Consider the following 19096-nt stretch of genomic DNA (forward strand, 5'->3'; position numbering starts at 1 on the left):
TTTTTTCTATTTATCCTCTAAAAGTAGCATTAAATAATGTGAAGCCGACCAGCTGAAGTTAAATGCTTCTAATCCTTTTCCGGTTACGGGCTGATAGTTTTCTCTTATGGTAGTACCTTTATCCAAAGCACCTTCTGCATTATGCATCAGTTTATGCGCCAGTTCATTTGCTTCTTTTGCATACCCGTATTTTTCTAATCCGTTGATGCCAAAATAACTTTGGTCAAGCCAAATAGGTCCTCTCCAATATCCGCCTTCTGGTTTAAACTTTGGATGATTGGCAGCCAATGTTGGCAAAGGAACAAAAGTGTTCAGACTAGCTGGATCAATCATATTGTTTTTTGCTGATTTAGCTTGTTCTGCAGTAGCTACTTCTGCCCAAATCGGACAATATCCTTCGCATCCCATTGCTTTTATCAATGTCTTGCCGTCAATTGTCGTGTCATAAAACCAGCCTGTCGCTTCATCCCAAAATTGCTTTTGAATTTTCACTTTTAATGCATCACTTTCGTCTTTCCATTTTTTTGCTTCATCAGTTAATTTTAAAACAGTTGCCATTTTATTTAGAAAGTTTTTCTCAGCAAATAAAAATGAATTTAAATCAACGCTTTCCTGATCTAACGAATACGCTTTCTCTCCATTTTTAAGGATTTTACTATCATCAAAACGTACGGCATTGTCCATCCCGCTTTCCCATTTTGCTGCAATCACAGTTCCATCAGTTGAGCCAAATTCGCATAATCCGTCTTGGTCGTGATCTCGTTCTTTGTACCACCAGTTATGATATAATTTAAGCTTTGGGTAAAACTCTTTTATGAAATTGACATCTTTCGTTTTTTCATAAATCTTCCAAATTGCCCAAGCTGCAAGCGGTGCTTTTGTATTTCTATAATTGTTTTCTTCAAGAAGATTATTTCTGTAAATGCAATCCGGAATAAAACCATTTGGATCCTGATAATCGAACAAAGCGCGCATTTGATTTTTAGCTAATTCGGTATCATAATTAGCCACTGCAACAGCATGTTTCCAACTGTCCCAAGCCCAAAAACCGTGAAACCACTCATAATTATAACTCGGAAAAAGACCTCCATGTTTTAATCCTTCCGCTGCGATTCTTGTATTGTTTTGTAAAGTAAGAACCAATTTTGCAGTAAAATCTGAATAGATCTGGTCTTTGTAAATGTCTTTCTTTTTGGCAATTAATTGTGCCAATTGATTCTCTTTTTCTTTTTGTGTGTTGTTTAACAGTGTAGTAAATACCATTTTTTGTATTGTTTCATTTTCTGTTTTCCAAGAATATTGTGGAAAAATAAAACTCTGAGAAACTATAATTTCTTTGGTTTCGTTTGGTTTTAAAACCAGTTTTTCTGTCTGTGCTCTGTATCCTTGTTTGGTAATTTCAAATTCAGGATTCGATTTTAGAAACTGAATATATCCTACAGCAGTGCTTTTTGTAGAAACAATTTTTAAAGTGTTTTTCTCATTAGACAATTGTAAATCATCTAAAAAAAGAGACGCATTATAAGAAGGAAAAATAGTGATTGATTTTGTGCTTTTGTTTGTAATACTTGTTTTTTGCAAAGCCGAATGGCCTGATAAAAACACCAATTGCTGTTTTACTTCTAATTTGTCATTTTTAAACTGCTGTTCTAAATTGCTGTTGAAACTGTTTTGAGCAACCAATGAACTTTTCCAGTTGATTACTTCCTGTTTGTTTTCATCTTTTAGTTCAAGCGAAACAAATGATGGACTTAACCAAACTCCATTTTGTTCCGTCATCAAAAAAGGTCCTGAAAATCCTGCTTGAACATTTGAACCTTCTAAAAATCCAAATGCAAACCAAGCTCCTTTATCAGAGAACGCCAATGGTTTTCTGTCGGTTGCGTTTGCCGGATTTCCTTTATAATTGATGCTGTTTTTAGCAGATTCTAAGTTTGGAAAGCTTTTTTGAGACCAACCTGATTGTATTAGAAAGAGGGATGAAAGAATAAAAAGTATTTTCTTTTTGCTCATGTTGTGTCGTTTTTTGTGTTGTGTTGTTATATAGCTATAGGTCAGCCCATTTTACTGAGAAGACCAATATATTTAGATAAAAAGAATAGCCAAGAAATATAGGCTATTCTTTTTAAATATTTAAATCATTTTGAGAATTAATTCGTTTGTAATTCAGTCAATGGAATTGGATAAAAGTTATTCTTAGCAGCATCAAAACCAGTACGTCCAACAGCATCAAGCGCTTCTTTGGTTTTACCCCAACGGCGCAAATCGTAAAAACGGAAATTTTCAAGAGGAAACTCTAAAATTCTTTCGTGCTCAATTTGTGCTTTTACCTGATCTGCAGTTGTCCCAGTCATTGCCGGCATATCTGCTCTAGCACGAACTTTGTTGATGTACGGAATAGCTTCTCCAGGTCGACCTAATTCATTTAAAGCTTCAGCTTGCATTAGCAATACATTTGAATAACGCATTAAAGGAATATTGATTGCTGTAAATTCCTGATCCATTTTTTCCTGTGTGCTTGGAATAAATTTGCGATATACTGGTTTGTCTGTATCTCCAAATTTATCGTCGTATGTTGTTCCTAATACTAATGGATTGTCAGCATCATTAAAGTAAGGATCTTTGAAGAAAATTGTACTGTAAAGACGTGAATCATAGTTTCCTGTGGTTGCAATTTTTCCTTCTTTCTTAAACTCATTTACCAACATTGCACTCGGAAGAATTTCATCCCATCCGCCAAGTTCAGCAGCTGCCATCCAGTAATGAAGTGCATTACGATAAAAAGCGCCATTTGCTGTAGTTTCTGAGAATTGAAGTTCGAAGATAGATTCTCTAGTGTTTTTGGTAGTTCCGTCAAACATAGAAACATAATCTTTAACCAAGTCGTATCCTTGCACTTTATTAAACGCTGTAAGTGCTTCGTTTAAATAGGTTTGTTTTTGAGCTGTTTCTTCATAAGCTCTTGTCAAATACGCAAATCCTAAATAACTATTGGCAGCACCGCTAGTTGCACGTCCTGTTTTATCTGAAGATTGTTTTGCAGGCAAAATGTCAGCTACAGCTTTAAATTCGCTAATAATAAAATCCCAAACTTCTGCACGGCTTGACAATGGAATGTTTAGATCGCTTTCTTTTGTAACATATTTATTTCTAATGAAAATTTGATTCCAGTTCAGTATCAATTTCATGTGATAATAAGCACGCAAAAAACGAGCTTCTGCTTCAATTTGCTTACGATCTTCATCGGTGATTTTTGCAGCTGGCACTTGTGGCAGTTTATCAATAACTTGGTTGGCATTACTAATTCCTCTGTAGTTAATTCTCCAATAAGTAGTAAACTGGCTATTTCCGTTTGTATAAGTAAATGTAGAAAGTTCTACCCAATTTTGATAGTTTAGGGCATCACTTCCTAATTCGTTTATATCTTCACGATAAGCCTCTACAGGCCATTTTACTTCGGCAAAAGCCCATTCATCTACAGCGCATTCTAATTGGGAATAAGTCGCTGCCAAAGCAGATTCGGCATCAGCTTTACTTCTCCAAAAATTCTCTGATGTAAGTTCATCAGGAGATTGTTGATCCAAATAGTCATCACAGCTAGCTAGAGTGAATAAACCAATAGAGGATAATATTAAAAATATCTTTTTCATGATAATGTCTTATTAAATAGAATTAAAATATAAACTGAACACCCGAAACAAATGATCTCGTAAATGGATAAACAAAGCGGTCAACGCCTGTATCAATTACTTTGCTTCTTGAGAATTCAGGATCGATACCCGAATAATTTGTAATGGTAAACAAGTTTTCGGCACTTACATAAAATCTAATTTTATCGATTTTTGCTTTACCTAACATACTACTCGGAATAGTATATCCAAATTGCAATTGGCGCATTCTAATAAAATCTCCGCTTTCAAGAAAACGATCTGATTCACGGCTGTTTCCGTTAGGGTCTTGCAATACCGCACGCGGTATGTTACTGTGATTTTCTGGTGTCCATGAATTTAATGTTGAAGCCAGCATATTGGTACCAGAATTCATAGATTCGTAAAAATATCTATTCCCGTTATATAATTTATTACCCCATCCGCTTCCAATCAAAGTAGAAAAGTCAAACCCTTTGTAGCTTGCTCCCAAACTTAAATTCACTTCAAGCTTTGGCAATCCAGTTCCTGCATAAGCTTTATCATTTTCATCAATAGCACCGTCTCCGTTTAAGTCTTTAAAGCGAATATCTCCTGGTTGAGCATTTGGCTGCAGTAAAACACCATCTTTGTTATGTGCAGCAACTTCTTCTGCTGATTGGAAAATACCGTCTGTTTTGTATAAATAGAACCCGCTAATTGGACTACCTACACGAGCTTGAGTTGGAAAATGTTCGTCTCCAAACTTTAATCCTTCTCCATAAATAGTTTGTCCGTCATTTGCTAGTTCCTCTACTCTATTTTTAAGTGTAGTTAGGTTCAACCCAGCATTGTATTTGAATTCATTAATGTTATCGCTATAATTCACTTCAAATTCAAATCCGCTGTTGCTGATTTTTCCAACATTCAATACAGGATCATCAATTCCGGCAGAAGGAGCCAGTTTTTTTGTAATCAATAAATTGTCTGTTACATTATGATAGTAGTTCATCGAACCACTAATTTTTCCTTTTAAAAGCGTATAATCTATACCAATATTTTTAGAATCTGTAGTTTCCCATTGCAGATTTCTATTCTCTAAGGCAGTTGCAATACTTCCTGGCCAAGGATTGCTCCCTATTCCTTGCACATATCCATTTCCTAACGAATTGCCAGTTTTAATCAAAGTGTTGGCAGAGTAATATCCTAAAGCGGCTTCGTTACCCAATTGCCCCCAACTTGCACGCAATTTTAAAGTAGAAAGAATCATATCTTTCGGAAAGAAATCTTCTTGCTCAATTTTCCATCCTAAAGCAATAGATGGGAATGTTCCCCAACGGCTGTCTTGTCCAAACTTAGATGAACCATCTTTTCTAACTGTCACTTGCAGTAAGTAACGATCATTATAAGAATAGTTTAACCTGCTGAAGAAAGAAACTCTGTTGTATTTAAATTTTGAACCATCTGCAGAGTAAGTTCCTCCTTTTCCTGCTCCAATTGTTTCAAAACCTGGATCAAGGAATCCTGATGGACGGTCAATTGAAACTAGTTGTCCGTTTTCTACAGTATAATCTGTTGTTTTACCTTCAGCGCTAACTTGATTCCAGTTTGATGCCTGACTATTGAAAGTATTACCAAGCATTAACCCAAATACATGTTTCCCGAAAGTTTTATCTATTGTAATAATATTATCCAATATATCTTCGGTCCAAGTAGTTCTCAATTCTGTCTGCATTGGATAAAGATGTACTTCTTTTGGATTTGCAATGTATGGCGGAAAATGAGCCGTTTGCTGGTTATTTTTTACACGGTAAGAATAAGCCAATTTATATTTTAACCATGGTGCAATATTTGCTGTTGCCGCAATATTTGCTGTCAAATCTTGACCGACATCGTTACTTTTTCTAAAATGTTCTTCAGCAACAGGATTTGTTCCTGCTGGCAAACCATTTTTATCTGCCAATCCGTAGCCATATTCCTGCGTTTCATCATAAACAGGAACTAGGGGAGCCATTGTGTAAACTTCTTTTAACTGAAAATTAGGCAATGCATTTTGTGATCCTATATAGGCCATTTTTCCGTCGAAATCAAAAATAGATTTTTTGAAACTAACTCTAGCACTAGCTGTTTGCTGCCCAAAGTCATTATCAATTACAATACCTTTTTGTTTTACGTAATTACCATATAAAGCAAACTTAAAATCACCTTGCCTTCCCTGAATTCCTAAACCATAATTTTGAGTAAATCCAGAACGGAACACTTCGTCTTGCCAATCTGTATTGACAGTAGATGGCTCTGTTATGTATGCAGGAAGCGGTTTTGGAGAAGTTGCATATTTATTGTATTCGTCATACATTCTTTTATGAACAGTACGATATCCGTCAGCATCTAACATATCTAATGTTTTTGATGGATTTGTAACACTTAAAAAAGAACTAAAATCTACTTTTACACCTTCTTTCTTACCATTTTTAGTAGTTACAATAATAACACCATTTGCCGCAACAGAGCCGTAAATTGCAGCCGCTGCACCATCTTTAAGAACCTCCATCGATTCTATATTTGTTGGGTTTATGGTATTAATAGATCCCTGAAAACCGTCAATGATATATAGTGGTTCTGTTGCTCCAAAGGTATTTACTCCACGTATTTTTACACTTACAGATGCACCAGCAACACCACCGCTTTTTTGCACGTTAACCCCTGCAACCAAACCTTGAAGCGCTTCAGCTGGGTTTGTTGTCGCTCTGGTTTCGAGACTTTCTTTTTTAACAGTAGAAATGGCTCCCGTTACGTTGCTTTTTTTCTGCGAACCGTAACCAATAATAACCACTTCATTCAGTTTATTGGTTTCTTCTTCCATGGCCACGTTAAGCTGCGTACGATTATTTATCTGTTCGCTTTTTGCAGTAAATCCCATGTAAGAAAAAACGATAACTGGATTTGTCAAATCTGACGGATATTCTAAAGTATAATTTCCGTCGAAATCTGTTGATGCATTAAACTTTGAATCTTTGATAGAAACACTTACGCCTGGCAGCGGATTATTTTTATCATCGGTAACTTTTCCTGAAACATTTTTTTGGGTCTGCGCAAAAATCATGCTTGGCAACCACAGGCATAACAGTAAAGGAATAAAACTTATCCTCCTAACTAGTCTTGTTTTCATTTTAGGTTTGGTTTTTGTTAATAATTAGTATTCTTCTTTTAGTTTTGATTTTAGTTTTTTTTGATTTATAAATACATAATTGGTCTGATGATGTGCAAAACATCACCAGACAAAATGTGGTATTAATTGTTGGGTAGACTTTTTAAATCAAGCTTTAAATTTCTTTAGCTTATAAGTCAAATTTTATTCCTTGCGCTAATGGCAAATTTGTAGTATAGTTGATCGTATTGGTTTGTCTTCTCATGTAAATTTTCCAGGCATCCGATCCAGATTCTCGTCCGCCACCGGTTTCTTTTTCTCCACCAAAAGCACCTCCAATTTCGGCACCAGAAGTTCCAATGTTTACATTTGCAATTCCGCAGTCAGAGCCTGTAACTGATAAAAATAGTTCAGCCTCCCTTAAATTATTTGTCATAATTGCAGAAGACAGTCCTTGCGCTACATTATTCTGCATTTCGATAGCATTTTCAACCGTTCCTGAATATTTTAAAAGATACAAAACAGGTGCAAAAGTTTCATGCTGCACTATTTCAAAAGAATTGTGAGCCTCTGCAATTGCAGGTTTTACATAACAGCCACTTTCATATCCATCACCTGAAAGTACACCGCCATCAACCAAAATTTTGCCTCCTTGCTCTACAACTTTTTTTAAAGCATCATTATACAATTCAACTGCCTGCTTGTCTATAAGAGGGCCAACATGATTATTTTCATCTAGTGGGTTCCCGATCCGCAATTGTTTATATGCTGCAACCAAAGCATCTTTTACTTTGTCATAAATACTTTCGTGAATAATCAAGCGTCGTGTAGAAGTGCATCTTTGTCCGGCAGTACCAACTGCGCCAAAAACAGCGCCTATGATTGTCATTTTCAAATCTGCATCTGGCGTTACAATAATTGCATTATTGCCTCCTAGTTCTAACAATGATTTCCCTAAACGTCCTGCAACTACCTGCGCAACTATTTTACCCATTCGAGTAGAACCAGTAGCAGAAATTAAAGGAATACGTTTATCATTGGTTAACAATTCTCCTATTTTGTAATCACCGTTAATTAAACAAGAAATTCCTTCAGGCAAATTATTCTCTTTTATCACTTCGGCCATTATATTTTGACATGCCACTGCACAAAGAGGTGTTTTTTCAGATGGTTTCCAAACGCAAACATCTCCACAAATCCATGCCAAAGCTGCGTTCCAAGCCCAAACCGCTACCGGAAAATTAAATGCCGAAATAATGCCAACAATTCCCAAAGGATGATACTGCTCGTACATACGGTGCCCAGGTCTTTCAGAATGCATCGTTAATCCATGCAACTGACGTGAAAGTCCAACAGCAAAATCACAGATATCGATCATTTCCTGAACCTCACCGTAACCTTCTTGCAATGATTTACCCATTTCGTACGAAACCAGTTTTCCTAATGCTTTCTTGTTTTTACGTAATTTTTCTCCAAACTGGCGTACAATTTCGCCACGCTGTGGAGCAGGCATCAATCTGAATTCTCTAAAAGCAGCATGAGCTGAAGCCATCACTTTTTCATAATCTGCTTCTGTTGCGGTTTTTACTTTACCAATTTGCTTCCCATCAACAGGAGAATAGCTTTCTAAAATTTCTCCGCTAGAAAAATTATTCTGTCCAGTAGAAGTTCCGTCATTGATTTCCTTTATATTTAATTCTTTTAAAGCTTCTTGTATTGTAAATTCTAATTCTTCAATTACCATCATGAATTTTTTAATCTTGTTTATGTCAAGGCGTATTTTTGGTTAAAACTGACTTCCTATAAAGTCTTTTGCAACTTTACATCCGTGCTTTCAAAAATCTTATCTGCCGATGATGCTACAAAACCTTGGTATAATTCGCCATTTGCCATTGGATAACGAAGAGCAAATTCATAATAACAAGATGGCACTTTTAGTGTTCCTTCTTTAAATTCTAAATTATACAAATCTGCTAATGTGCTAGACTGTTCTAATAATTGTTCTGGATTTCCTTTAATTTTCCCGCCAGATGCATTAAGTTCCCATCCGTTAGCTTCCAAAAAGTTATTTAATTCTTCTAATGTCTGAAAGCCTTTTAAAGCATTCGTATTTATAGTGAAATGATTTGCTCTAAAACCATAAACGTACATCCATGCCGCATATTCAGATTCTTCTAGCAAAGATTTGTAAACGGCTTGTGAATTTCCGTTCCAAATTGCTCCGTTCAAAACCAAGTTTGGATCATTGAATGCGTTCTGATCACAGTTGTCTAAAAGTTGCTTAACTGTTGTCTGCAATTGGTCAGAACATTTTTCCAATTCCAATTCAGAAATAAAAATTCTTGGGGCATCTTTATCAAGAGCATTTTCATAATGCTTTGCATATAATTTTTTACTTTCAAAATTATATTCCCCTTTTGCCTGATAACCAACATTTAAAAAAGCTTTTTCTAATACATCGATATTGACACGTTTATCATTAAAAGTACGAATTGCAATATGGTCATTTTTTATTTCTTCGCCTTTTTCCTCTAGTAGTTCATGTATTTTTAAAGCAGATGGGGTAATATCTATATATTGCTCCCAAAGTTTTGTAAGTAGTTGATTTTTATCCATCTTTAAGTTTGTTAAAATAGTGTTAGTATGACACAAACATATACATAAAGATGTTATTATAACAGTTATTAGATTCGATTATTAATAATTAGACATTTTCAACAGATTTTTATGTAATTTTGACACTTAAAAAACTAGTTTTACAATTAGAATTGTCAAAATTATAGAATACATAAATCAACATTGTTAATGGCAAAGCTTAATAAGAACGAAAATACTGATTATTTGGACCGAGAAATCATCCAGAAACTCAGTGAAAATGGAAGAATCGCATTTTCTGATTTGGCTAAAGAATTAAATATTTCTAATTCGCTGGTGCATCTAAGAGTTAAAAAATTGCAAGAGGCAGGAGTAATTAATAGTTTTTCTGTAAAACTAAATCCAAAAGAACTTGGCTTTGAAACTATTACCTATACAGGAATTGTTACTAAAGAGGCTCATTTTTCGTACTCAATCGCAGAAAAACTAAAGGAAATACCAGAAGTAATAGAATGTCATTGGGTTTCTGGAAAGTATGCTTTGTTTATAAAAATAGTAGCCGCAAATAATGAAGAGCTTCGTAAAATTTTATACGAACAAGTGCATCAGATTGAAGGCGTAGGAAGCACCGATTCATTTTTCTCTTTTGGTTCTGCTTTTGAGAAAAATCTTCCTATTTAAAATATTTGATATTCCAACCGGTCTACCCAAAATATAAAAAGTGGTACATTTTGATGATACAGTAAAATGATACATTTGAACCAAAATCATTAAAGCATATCAAAATAAATGAACACTCAAATTAGACACGACTGGAAAAAAGAAGAAATTCAAGCAATCTACGATCAGCCACTTTTAGAATTGGTTTATCAGGCTGCTACTGTACATAGAGAGTTTCATAAACCTTCAGAAATACAGGTTAGCACATTACTTTCTATAAAAACAGGTGGCTGTCCAGAAGATTGTTCTTACTGCGGACAAGCAGCACGTTATCATACCGATATCAAAGTGCAAGCGCTTCTTCCGACAGAAAAAGTACTAGAACATGCGCAAAAAGCAAAAGACGGTGGTTCTTCTCGTTTTTGTATGGCTGCCGCTTGGCGCGAAGTTCGAGATAACAAAGATTTTGATCGTGTTATTGAAATGGTAAAAGGCGTAAATGATCTTGGTTTGGAAGTATGCTGCACATTGGGAATGCTTACAGAAGAGCAAGCCATTCGTCTTCAGGAAGCAGGTTTGTATGCTTATAACCACAATTTGGATACTTCTGAAAGCTATTATGATGAAATAATCAGCACACGTAAATTTGATCAACGTCTTGACACTATCAATAACGTCAGAAAAGCTGGAATCACGGTTTGTTCGGGCGGAATTATTGGTCTTGGAGAATCTAATGCAGATAGAGTTTCTATGCTGTTAACCTTAGCAACAATGCCTGTTCATCCTGAATCTGTTCCTGTAAATGCCTTGGCAAGAGTAAAAGGAACGCCTTTAGAAAACAATCCGAAAGTGCCTATTTGGGATATGGTTCGAATGATAGCTACAGCGCGTATTGTTATGCCTGCTTCTATTGTTCGTTTAAGTGCGGGACGCATTGAAATGACCGAAGAAGAACAAGCTTGGTGTTTTATGGCTGGTGCCAATTCTATTTTTACAGGAGAACGCGAAACTTTATTAGTAACACCAAACCCTGGGTTATCTGAAGACATGCAAATGTTTCAAAATCTTGGACTTAAACCTTTGGTAAAAGAAAACAAAAGTGCTTGTTCGATAGTCTAAAACAAATTTTTATCACCCTTTATAGCCCGTAAAACTGTACAATTTTGAAAGCTTTCAAAATTGTACAGTTTTTTTTGATAAAGAACTTTTCTTTTGCTGCGCAAATGTCTCTGATTTTGCGCCACCTCATCTTCATCTTAAAAAACGTAAACTTCTAAAAAGTCTCCGACTTTAAAACTAAGTCTAATGCAAGTTATATAATTTTATTGATTCCTATGTTTTAAGAAGTAATCGTAAAAAGTCGGAGACTTTTATAACGTTTACAATTACTATAACAAAAAAAATTGCGCAAAGTCAGAGACATTTGCGCAGCTTTTCATAAGGAACTCTTCGGAGAGCGGGTTAGAATTTCAAAATCTCATATCGCTAACTTTGAAACACTACCCACTACCAACATTCACCATCTGATACATTAGCTACCATCTCTAATTTTAACTACAACCTAGTTTTTATTTTTTAACCCAAAAAAATCAGGAAATATAATTAGAAGAAATATATAAGTAATTATTAAAAAAGCGCTGATTAAAAAATAATTTAATCCTAAATTTTCCCTGCCTTTTTTATATAACTCTAAAAGGATTTGATGTTTATTGTTAAAAACTAAGATGAAATAATTTGTTAGAAAAAAGAATAAAAAACCACAAACTATACTTAAATATCTATTTTTCAAATAGAATTCATGAAAAATATTAATATCAACATTGAACAATGTTATTAATATGAAACAAATTAAAAAATAATTTAAAACATTAATGGCTGTTAATACAATTAGAGACAGTATAATTGAAATATAACCTTCATTATTTTGTGCTTTACTTATTTTCATAAATAAGCTAATCCAAATTTTATAATACATTCTTAATCATTTTATTTTTTTATTTTTTTTTTTAATCTTGTGACATAGAATATAATCCCCCGCTCCGCAAAGTGTTCTTCACTAGCGCTGCGCAAATGTCTCCGACTTTGCGCTTTTTTATGCAACAGTCCATTAAACCGTTCACTTCTAAAAGTCTCCGACTTTATTCAAAAGTACTAATAAAGATTATCACGAAAAACAGATTTTAAATTCAAAACATCTACAATTGGGTTATCTGCTTTTTCTATATTTAACAATCCTTGATCATTAATATAATTGCTTGCACTAGAATAAATATATTCTGATGCACGATTCACATAACCTGCTCTTACAGGATTTAAATGTATATAATCCAGTTTAGACCACATAAATTTATTGCTGTAAATTTCTTCCGCGTGATTTCCGTACTGCCAAAATTGATAAACTTTGTTTCTAGTATGTTTTTCTGCAGCAAGTTTAAATCTTTCCAGCATCCACTCTCTTCTGCTTTCTGGACTATTTTGTATTTTGTCTAGGATAGTTTTTGCTGTAAACTTTTTAAAATCTCTTATTAAATCCGAAAGCTTTCCGTCTTCCGACTGCACAATCATATGAACGTGATTACTCATTATGACATAACCATACAAAATCATTCCTTTGTTTTTAATGCAGTAATCTAAACATTCAATTATAACATCCCTATAACTCTGACGTGTAAAAACATCAATCCAGTCTACAATTGTCGGTGTGATAAAATGCGGCAGTTTTTGATCTCTAATTACATAACCTTCTTTCATTTTTTTCTTTTCGGACAAAAATATAGGATTTAACTTATTATTTAATATAAAGTAAAAAGAAAAAAATCAGGAGACTTTTAGCGGGTTTTTGTTTTTTTAGAAATAAAAAAATTGCGCAAAGTCAGAGACATTTGCGCAGCTTTTCATAAGGAACTCTTCAGAGAGCTGGGGGGACATTTGCGCAGCTTTTCATAAGGAACTCTTCGGAGAGCGGGGGGTTTTTATTTTGATTAATAATTTTAAAGTACTTTTTATAGTTAAAGCTATATTTATTTCATACTCGTTACCATTGTCTATATTTCAATATTAAAAAATATTCCAAGTAAAATAGACAGAATAAAATATAATATAAAAATTAAGACTACCAGTGATGCAGTTTTTTCTTTAGAAATTTTATAATTAAATTTCTTAAAAAGAAATACAAGCACTACATACAATAATATTAAGACTAATACTTCAATTAAATAAGGATAAATATATTCTTTTAAAAATTCCATAATTATTTTTTTAATTTTAAAACAAACTTTTAATTGACTTCCACAGACCTTGCCAACTTGTAGGTCCAACACTGTATCTTGAACCTCCAGCTTGACCCGCTGGAGTTTTCATCTCTTTCATCATTGCGCCATTTTGAATATGTTGAACTCCATAAATTATCGCATATTGATTATTTTTCCCAATAGTGTTTTTTAATGCATCACCTGCCACACCTGTCAATCCTCCAATACTTGTATAAGACCCTAATACACCAACAGCATCTTTTTGCTTACTACTTAAACTACCAAAAATAGAATTTAGTCCTGCAAAATTACCTAAAATAGATGTACCTGCCTTAGTTGCTTTTGTTGTATAATCAGCTGTTTTATTAATCTTATCAACATTATATATACCATCACTTGATTTATTATAATTTGACACAGCGTTAGTCCATTGACCTAATGCAGAAGACGCATCTCCTGATTTAGCATCTCTTGTAGTTGCTTTTCCTGCATTTACAGAAACATTTCCATCACCGTCTTTACTAATACTTCCCGAAGATTGTGTTACCGTAGATCCTTTTGAAACATTCCCATCAGCATCGACAGTGTTCGTAATTGACGATGTAGAATAACTCACATTAACACTACCATCATCACCATAAGTAGTGGTTGTATTCGTAGTTGTCTGTGTTATATGAGTTACGTTACTTTTATCTACATATGAAGATATAACGGAAACTTTATCTTTGATTGGATCTCTTGTGTCTGCACCATCTGGGTCAGTCCAAAAAACAGGGTTATTGTCAAAGGCTGTATATGGAGATTGACTATGATGACTAACAGGATCAACCTGTAACATTCTACCCAATGTAGGGTCATATTGTCTTAAGCCAAAATCGTATACCCCAAGCCCCAGCTCATCTTGGAGCTCCTTGTCTTGAAACTTATACTTATTCACTGTCGGCAGATAATCATTATATCCTTTGTGCTTCAATCCAAAAGGATAATAATTATTCTCTTCAATAATTTCAAGAACCTGCGTTGTCGGGTTTTTAGCGTAGCTTACTCGAACGTTTCCTAAATGGTCTTTGTACTGGAAAACATACGAAAGCGCTCCTGCCGTATTCTTTACATATCCTTCTGCCGTTGGGAAAAACTCCAGAACATTGTCTTTGTACTGGTAACCACCTAAATAATTAGTTACAGCAGTAACAGTGCCTTCGTTAACTTGTTTTTCTAGTTTTTGTCCAGACGCATTGTAAAAGTATTCAATACTTCCCGTTGTTCCAAATGTTATTTTCTTTGGCAGGTTTAAATGATTGTAAGTGATGCTGGTAATATTTTTGTTTTTATCGGTAATCATATTTCCGTTATCATCATAACTGTAATCATCACCAGTTTTACTTACATCATTAAATCCGCTGCTGTTATTAGAATTATCTTCAACTTTAGACAATTGGTTTGAATTTGTTGGATAAGTATAAAACAAATCGTCTATATCAAGATTACCCACTTGAGGGTCATAATCTCCTTTACGGCTTAGCGTCTTAATATTTCCGTTTTTGTCGTAAGACAGATTCTCGTCATAGGCACTTGTAGTCAAACCGTTCTTTTCATAAACGGCATTTGTAAGGCGGTTTAAATTATCATATTTATAGCCGTAGGCTCTTTCGTTTAAGTCTGAAGCCGTTTTCCAAAATGTTTCTGAGATGTTTCCATTATAAAGCGCTTTTACATCTGAAATATCAGTCTGTGTGGTTTCATAATTGATCTTGAAAGCAAATAAATCTACTGGATCTGTATCCTGCTGCAGATTGCCTGTTTTATTAATCTCTTTGAGCCAGCCTCTAATATTATACTGGTAATCTACTTTCTGAAGCGGGTTTCCAACGCTATTCCCAGTTTTCTTACTTACAAGCTGTCCTAAAGCATCGTAGGTATTGTCAGCCAGTAGTTCTACTGTTCCGCCGTTTACTTGATGTGTATGAGTTAATAGTCGATCCTGAGACGAATACGTAAACTCCTCTCTTACCACAATCTCTGGATTGCCAGAAGTTCTCTTGTGTTTTGTTACTGTATAGAGTGTTTTTCCAGTAAAATCTAGCTTGCTTTCACTAGAAGTGTAGCCTCCCAGATAATTCTGAAGATACTGTTTTACCGGTTTTGCCTTATCATCATAAAATATTGTACTAGTTTCACCTGCTGTTGAAGAGGCTGTAGTCACAGCTCTTATCCAGCTTCCAGAAGCCATACCTTTTACATTTTCTAAAATAGGTTGCCCTTCTACTGAAGTCGGAAGCGCTTGTGCGTTTGGAAATGCATAATCGTCATAATAATTAACTGTTAAAAGCTTAAAGCTTGTCGGTGCTATAACATTGCTATAATATGCTTCGATTCCGTCAATTGTTCCTGAAGTCTGCTTTGTTTCAAATAAAACCGTCGCTACATTTTGTGCATCCTGCAGAGATTTTCGTGTCGCTGCATTTGAAGTCTGGCTGCTCCATCCTGTATATACTGGCCTATTAAAAGCATCATATTTTGTTATAATCCATCCTAAGGCACTCTCATCTTTAAAAGGAGAATATGCAGGTCCGGTAGCAACTGGCCTGTCTAATTTGTCATAAACGATAAACTCCCATTGCTTGCCTGGAAGTTTTTTCTCTACCAGACGATTTTTACTGTCGTATTTGTATTGGTAGCACAAGCCGTTTAAAACATTGAAATCTATAGTGCCTTCTACTTTTGGAGGAATTACATACGTTAGGTTTCCGTAAACATCATATACATAGTAAGTATCGTGCTTGTCTCCTGCGTTGTAGGTTCGCTTTAATACAATCTGCCCTTCTTTATTTTTAAACTCAACGGTAGAACCCGCCCCCTCAGCAGGACTGGCCGATGTGTTTTCATCATAGGTAATATTTTTAAACAATTGGTTCTCTTGGTAATAATGTCCTTCATCTAAAAGAGAAATATCATAGAGCCCAGATCCAGCAGCCCAAGTAGTTGAAGCTTTATACAGTTTTACTTCGTTTTCTGTATTGCTCTGATATTCCATTTTTATTTCATGACCGTTGCCCATTGCCCATGAGTTTCCTGGGCTCGCCTGTTTTAAGACTCTATTTAGCGGAGAAGGTTCCAGTTCTTTGTTTGAATACGGATTGGAAGTATTATCATATTTCTCTGTATTATAAAAAGTACCAGTATTATCCTTCGCATTAGTTTCAAATGCCATATTTGTTGAAGATGCCTCATATGGCAGATAATCCTCAACCTGTCTGCCAAGTCCATCATAGCCAATATGAGTGATAATATCTTTCCCAAATGAAGATTGTCTGTTGGCAATTTTTTGAACAGGTCTTCCTAACCCATCAAAATAAGTTATACTGGTTTGAGCCTGCTGTAAAGATGGAGATTCTATCGCAGTTAAAGTTCGTTCTTTATAAGTTTTATTAATAATATAATTATAATCTGATGGTGCCACTATATTAGAGCAGTCAGGGCTGCTACCAGAAATTTGAGGACAATTATCTGTACCGTTTCGCACATAATTACCACTTGGCGCTGAGCATTGTTGAATAAAATTAGAGGGATCTCCTAAACCATCTGAATCATTGTCAGCATACCATTTTGTGTTAGGGTTTAAGCTTGCATCTGCATCATTACAATCACTGCCGTCAGTTACATATCCTGCAGGCTTAACACTATAATAAACACTTACTGAAGCATTTCCAAAAGAGTCACCATCTGCATCCTGATAGAAAGTCTGCGGAGCTATATTAGTTATGTTTCCAGTCGAATCATTAAAATCGGCATTATTATTTACATAACCTGAAGGTTTAACACTGTAATAGACACTAACATTTGGATTACCGAATCCATCGCCATCTGCATCCTGATAAAAATATTGTGGAGCTATATTAGTTATGTTTCCAGTCGAATCATTAAAATCGGCATTATTATTTACATAACCTGAAGGTTTAACACTGTAATAGACACTAACATTTGGATTACCAAACCCATCACCATCTGCATCTTGATAAAAATATTGTGGAGCAATATTGGTTATGTTTATGGTACTGTCATCATAATCGTCAGCCTGTCTGACATAACCATTAGGCTGTGAACAGGCGTTTACTGTAACTCCTGCATTTCCATAACCGTCTCCATCCGCATCTCTATACCATACAGTATTGGGATTTACAGACACATCACTATCATTACAATCGGAATTATTAGACACATAGTTTTCCGGCTTGTAGCTATAATAAACAGAAATAGCTGGATTACCGTAACCATCACCGTCTAAATCTTGATAAAAGTATTGTGGTGCAACATTGACAATATTTGGTGTGCTGTCATCAAAATCACCAGCCTGTCTAATATAACCGTTTGGCTGAGTACAGCTCGCAGTTGTAATTCCGCCATTTCCATATCCATCAGCATCATTATCTCGATACCAGACAGTATCCGGATTTACAGATACATCATTATCATTACAATCAAATCTATTGGCTATATTATAAACATATCCTCCAGGCTGCAAACAAGATGTTACCGTAGCGTTATAATTTCCATATCCATCTCCGTCAGCATCGCGATACCATACACGATTTGGATTAATCTCTGCGTACATGTCATTACAATCCAAATTATTAGTTACATATCCCGCTGGCATGTAACTGTAATAAATGGCAACGCCTGGATCACCATATCCATCTCCATCAGCATCACGATAAAAATATTGCGGCAGAATATTGGTAATATTTGGATTAGAATCGTCAAAATCCGATGTATTAAGTACATAACCTGTAGGAGCATAACAACTTATTGTAGTCAACGCAGCAATTCCATATCCATCACCATCGGCATCACGATACCAAATTGTGTTAGGATTGATATCATCACGGTAATCATTACAATCCAAATTATTAGTAACATAACCCGCTGGACTTACACTATAATACACTGTCGTCGCTGGATCACCATAACCGTCATGATCTTTATCCTGAGAATAGTATTGTGGCTGAATATTGGTAATATTGCCTGTACTATCGTCATAATCTGCAAAATTAAGAACATAACCAGGAGGGCCAACACATTTTTGTATACTAATCAAGTCATTACCATAACCATCGCCATCTGCATCCTGATACCACCTAGTGTTTGGATTAATCCATCCTGCAGAATCGTTACAATCTGAGCTATTGCCTACATAACCAGAAGGCATGTAACTATAATACACTGCAGCTGATGGATTGCCAAAACTGTCTCCATCGGCATCCTGATAAAAATATTGCGGTGCAACATTAGTGATATTGCCTGTAGAATCATTATAATCAGATGCATTCCGAACATAACCGGTTGGTTGGACACATTGGGTTAGTATTACATTAGCATCTCCATACCCGTCAAAATCTGCATCTCTGTACCATATTGTATTAGGGTTGATAGTTGCATCATTATCATTACAGTCCGTATTATTTGTAATGTAATATATGCTCGGTCTTACACTATACAGACGTCCCTGAGTACTACCAAATGAATCGCGGTCCTGATCGAGATAATACATAACTGGAGGGATATTCGTGATATAAGCATCATTATCGTTCAAATCAGAATTATTAGCCACATAGCCTTCTGGCTGGTTAACACTTTTAATAGGCTGGTATTCTAGTCCCTTTTCACCGTATCCATCTCCATCAAAATCCATATACCAATATGTTGCAATCCCTCCTCCTCCAGATCCTGCCATAGTAGTCATGCCAGATTTTGCATCTTGTCCAAAGCAAAAGTTTACGAGCACAAATAAAATAGTAGAAAATATTATTTTTTTCATG

9 protein-coding genes are annotated in these 19096 nt (G+C 35.2%); 2 read left to right on the forward strand and 7 right to left on the reverse strand.

The annotated features are described in order from the left end of the window. Positions 1–6: 6 nt before the first annotated feature. From RB618_RS17065 to RB618_RS17085, 5 genes are all read right to left on the reverse strand, one after another. Positions 7–2013: a trehalase family glycosidase gene (locus tag RB618_RS17065; RefSeq protein ID WP_308069845.1), complete on the reverse strand. Its 2007-nt coding sequence runs from the start codon at positions 2011–2013 to the stop codon at positions 7–9. A 137-nt stretch (positions 2014–2150) separates the two neighbouring features. Continuing rightward, complete coding sequence (locus tag RB618_RS17070) at positions 2151–3650, reverse strand: RagB/SusD family nutrient uptake outer membrane protein (RefSeq protein ID WP_308069846.1); 1500 nt, start codon at positions 3648–3650, stop codon at positions 2151–2153. A gap of 22 nt (positions 3651–3672) precedes the next feature. Continuing rightward, on the reverse strand, positions 3673–6795 hold the full coding sequence (locus RB618_RS17075) for a TonB-dependent receptor (RefSeq protein WP_308069847.1): 3123 nt from the start codon (positions 6793–6795) through the stop codon (positions 3673–3675). A gap of 169 nt (positions 6796–6964) precedes the next feature. Beyond that, complete coding sequence (locus tag RB618_RS17080) at positions 6965–8518, reverse strand: aldehyde dehydrogenase family protein (protein ID WP_308069902.1); 1554 nt, start codon at positions 8516–8518, stop codon at positions 6965–6967. A 56-nt stretch (positions 8519–8574) separates the two neighbouring features. Further along, positions 8575–9390 carry a DUF1338 domain-containing protein gene (locus RB618_RS17085; protein WP_308069848.1) on the reverse strand — a complete coding sequence of 272 codons (816 nt, stop codon included), beginning with the start codon at positions 9388–9390 and terminating at the stop codon, positions 8575–8577. 189 nt (positions 9391–9579) lie between these two features. On the opposite strand from RB618_RS17085, the gene RB618_RS17090 reads away from it, so the two are divergent. Then, a complete protein-coding gene (locus tag RB618_RS17090; protein WP_308069849.1) occupies positions 9580–10050 on the forward strand; it encodes an Lrp/AsnC ligand binding domain-containing protein in 471 nt (156 codons plus the stop codon). A gap of 108 nt (positions 10051–10158) precedes the next feature. Continuing rightward, complete coding sequence (gene bioB / locus RB618_RS17095; protein ID WP_308069850.1) at positions 10159–11148, forward strand: biotin synthase BioB; 990 nt, start codon at positions 10159–10161, stop codon at positions 11146–11148. Positions 11149–12180: 1032 nt separating this feature from the next. Here bioB and RB618_RS17100 read toward each other — a convergent pair. Both RB618_RS17100 and RB618_RS17105 read right to left on the reverse strand, forming a co-directional pair. Further along, on the reverse strand, positions 12181–12780 hold the full coding sequence (locus tag RB618_RS17100) for a transposase (protein WP_308069851.1): 600 nt from the start codon (positions 12778–12780) through the stop codon (positions 12181–12183). 513 nt (positions 12781–13293) lie between these two features. Continuing rightward, complete coding sequence (locus RB618_RS17105) at positions 13294–19095, reverse strand: DUF6443 domain-containing protein (protein WP_308069852.1); 5802 nt, start codon at positions 19093–19095, stop codon at positions 13294–13296. Position 19096 lies beyond the last annotated feature (1 nt).

The sequence above is a fragment of the Flavobacterium sp. LHD-85 genome, assembly GCF_030929595.1.
Classification (GTDB): Bacteria; Bacteroidota; Bacteroidia; order Flavobacteriales; family Flavobacteriaceae; genus Flavobacterium.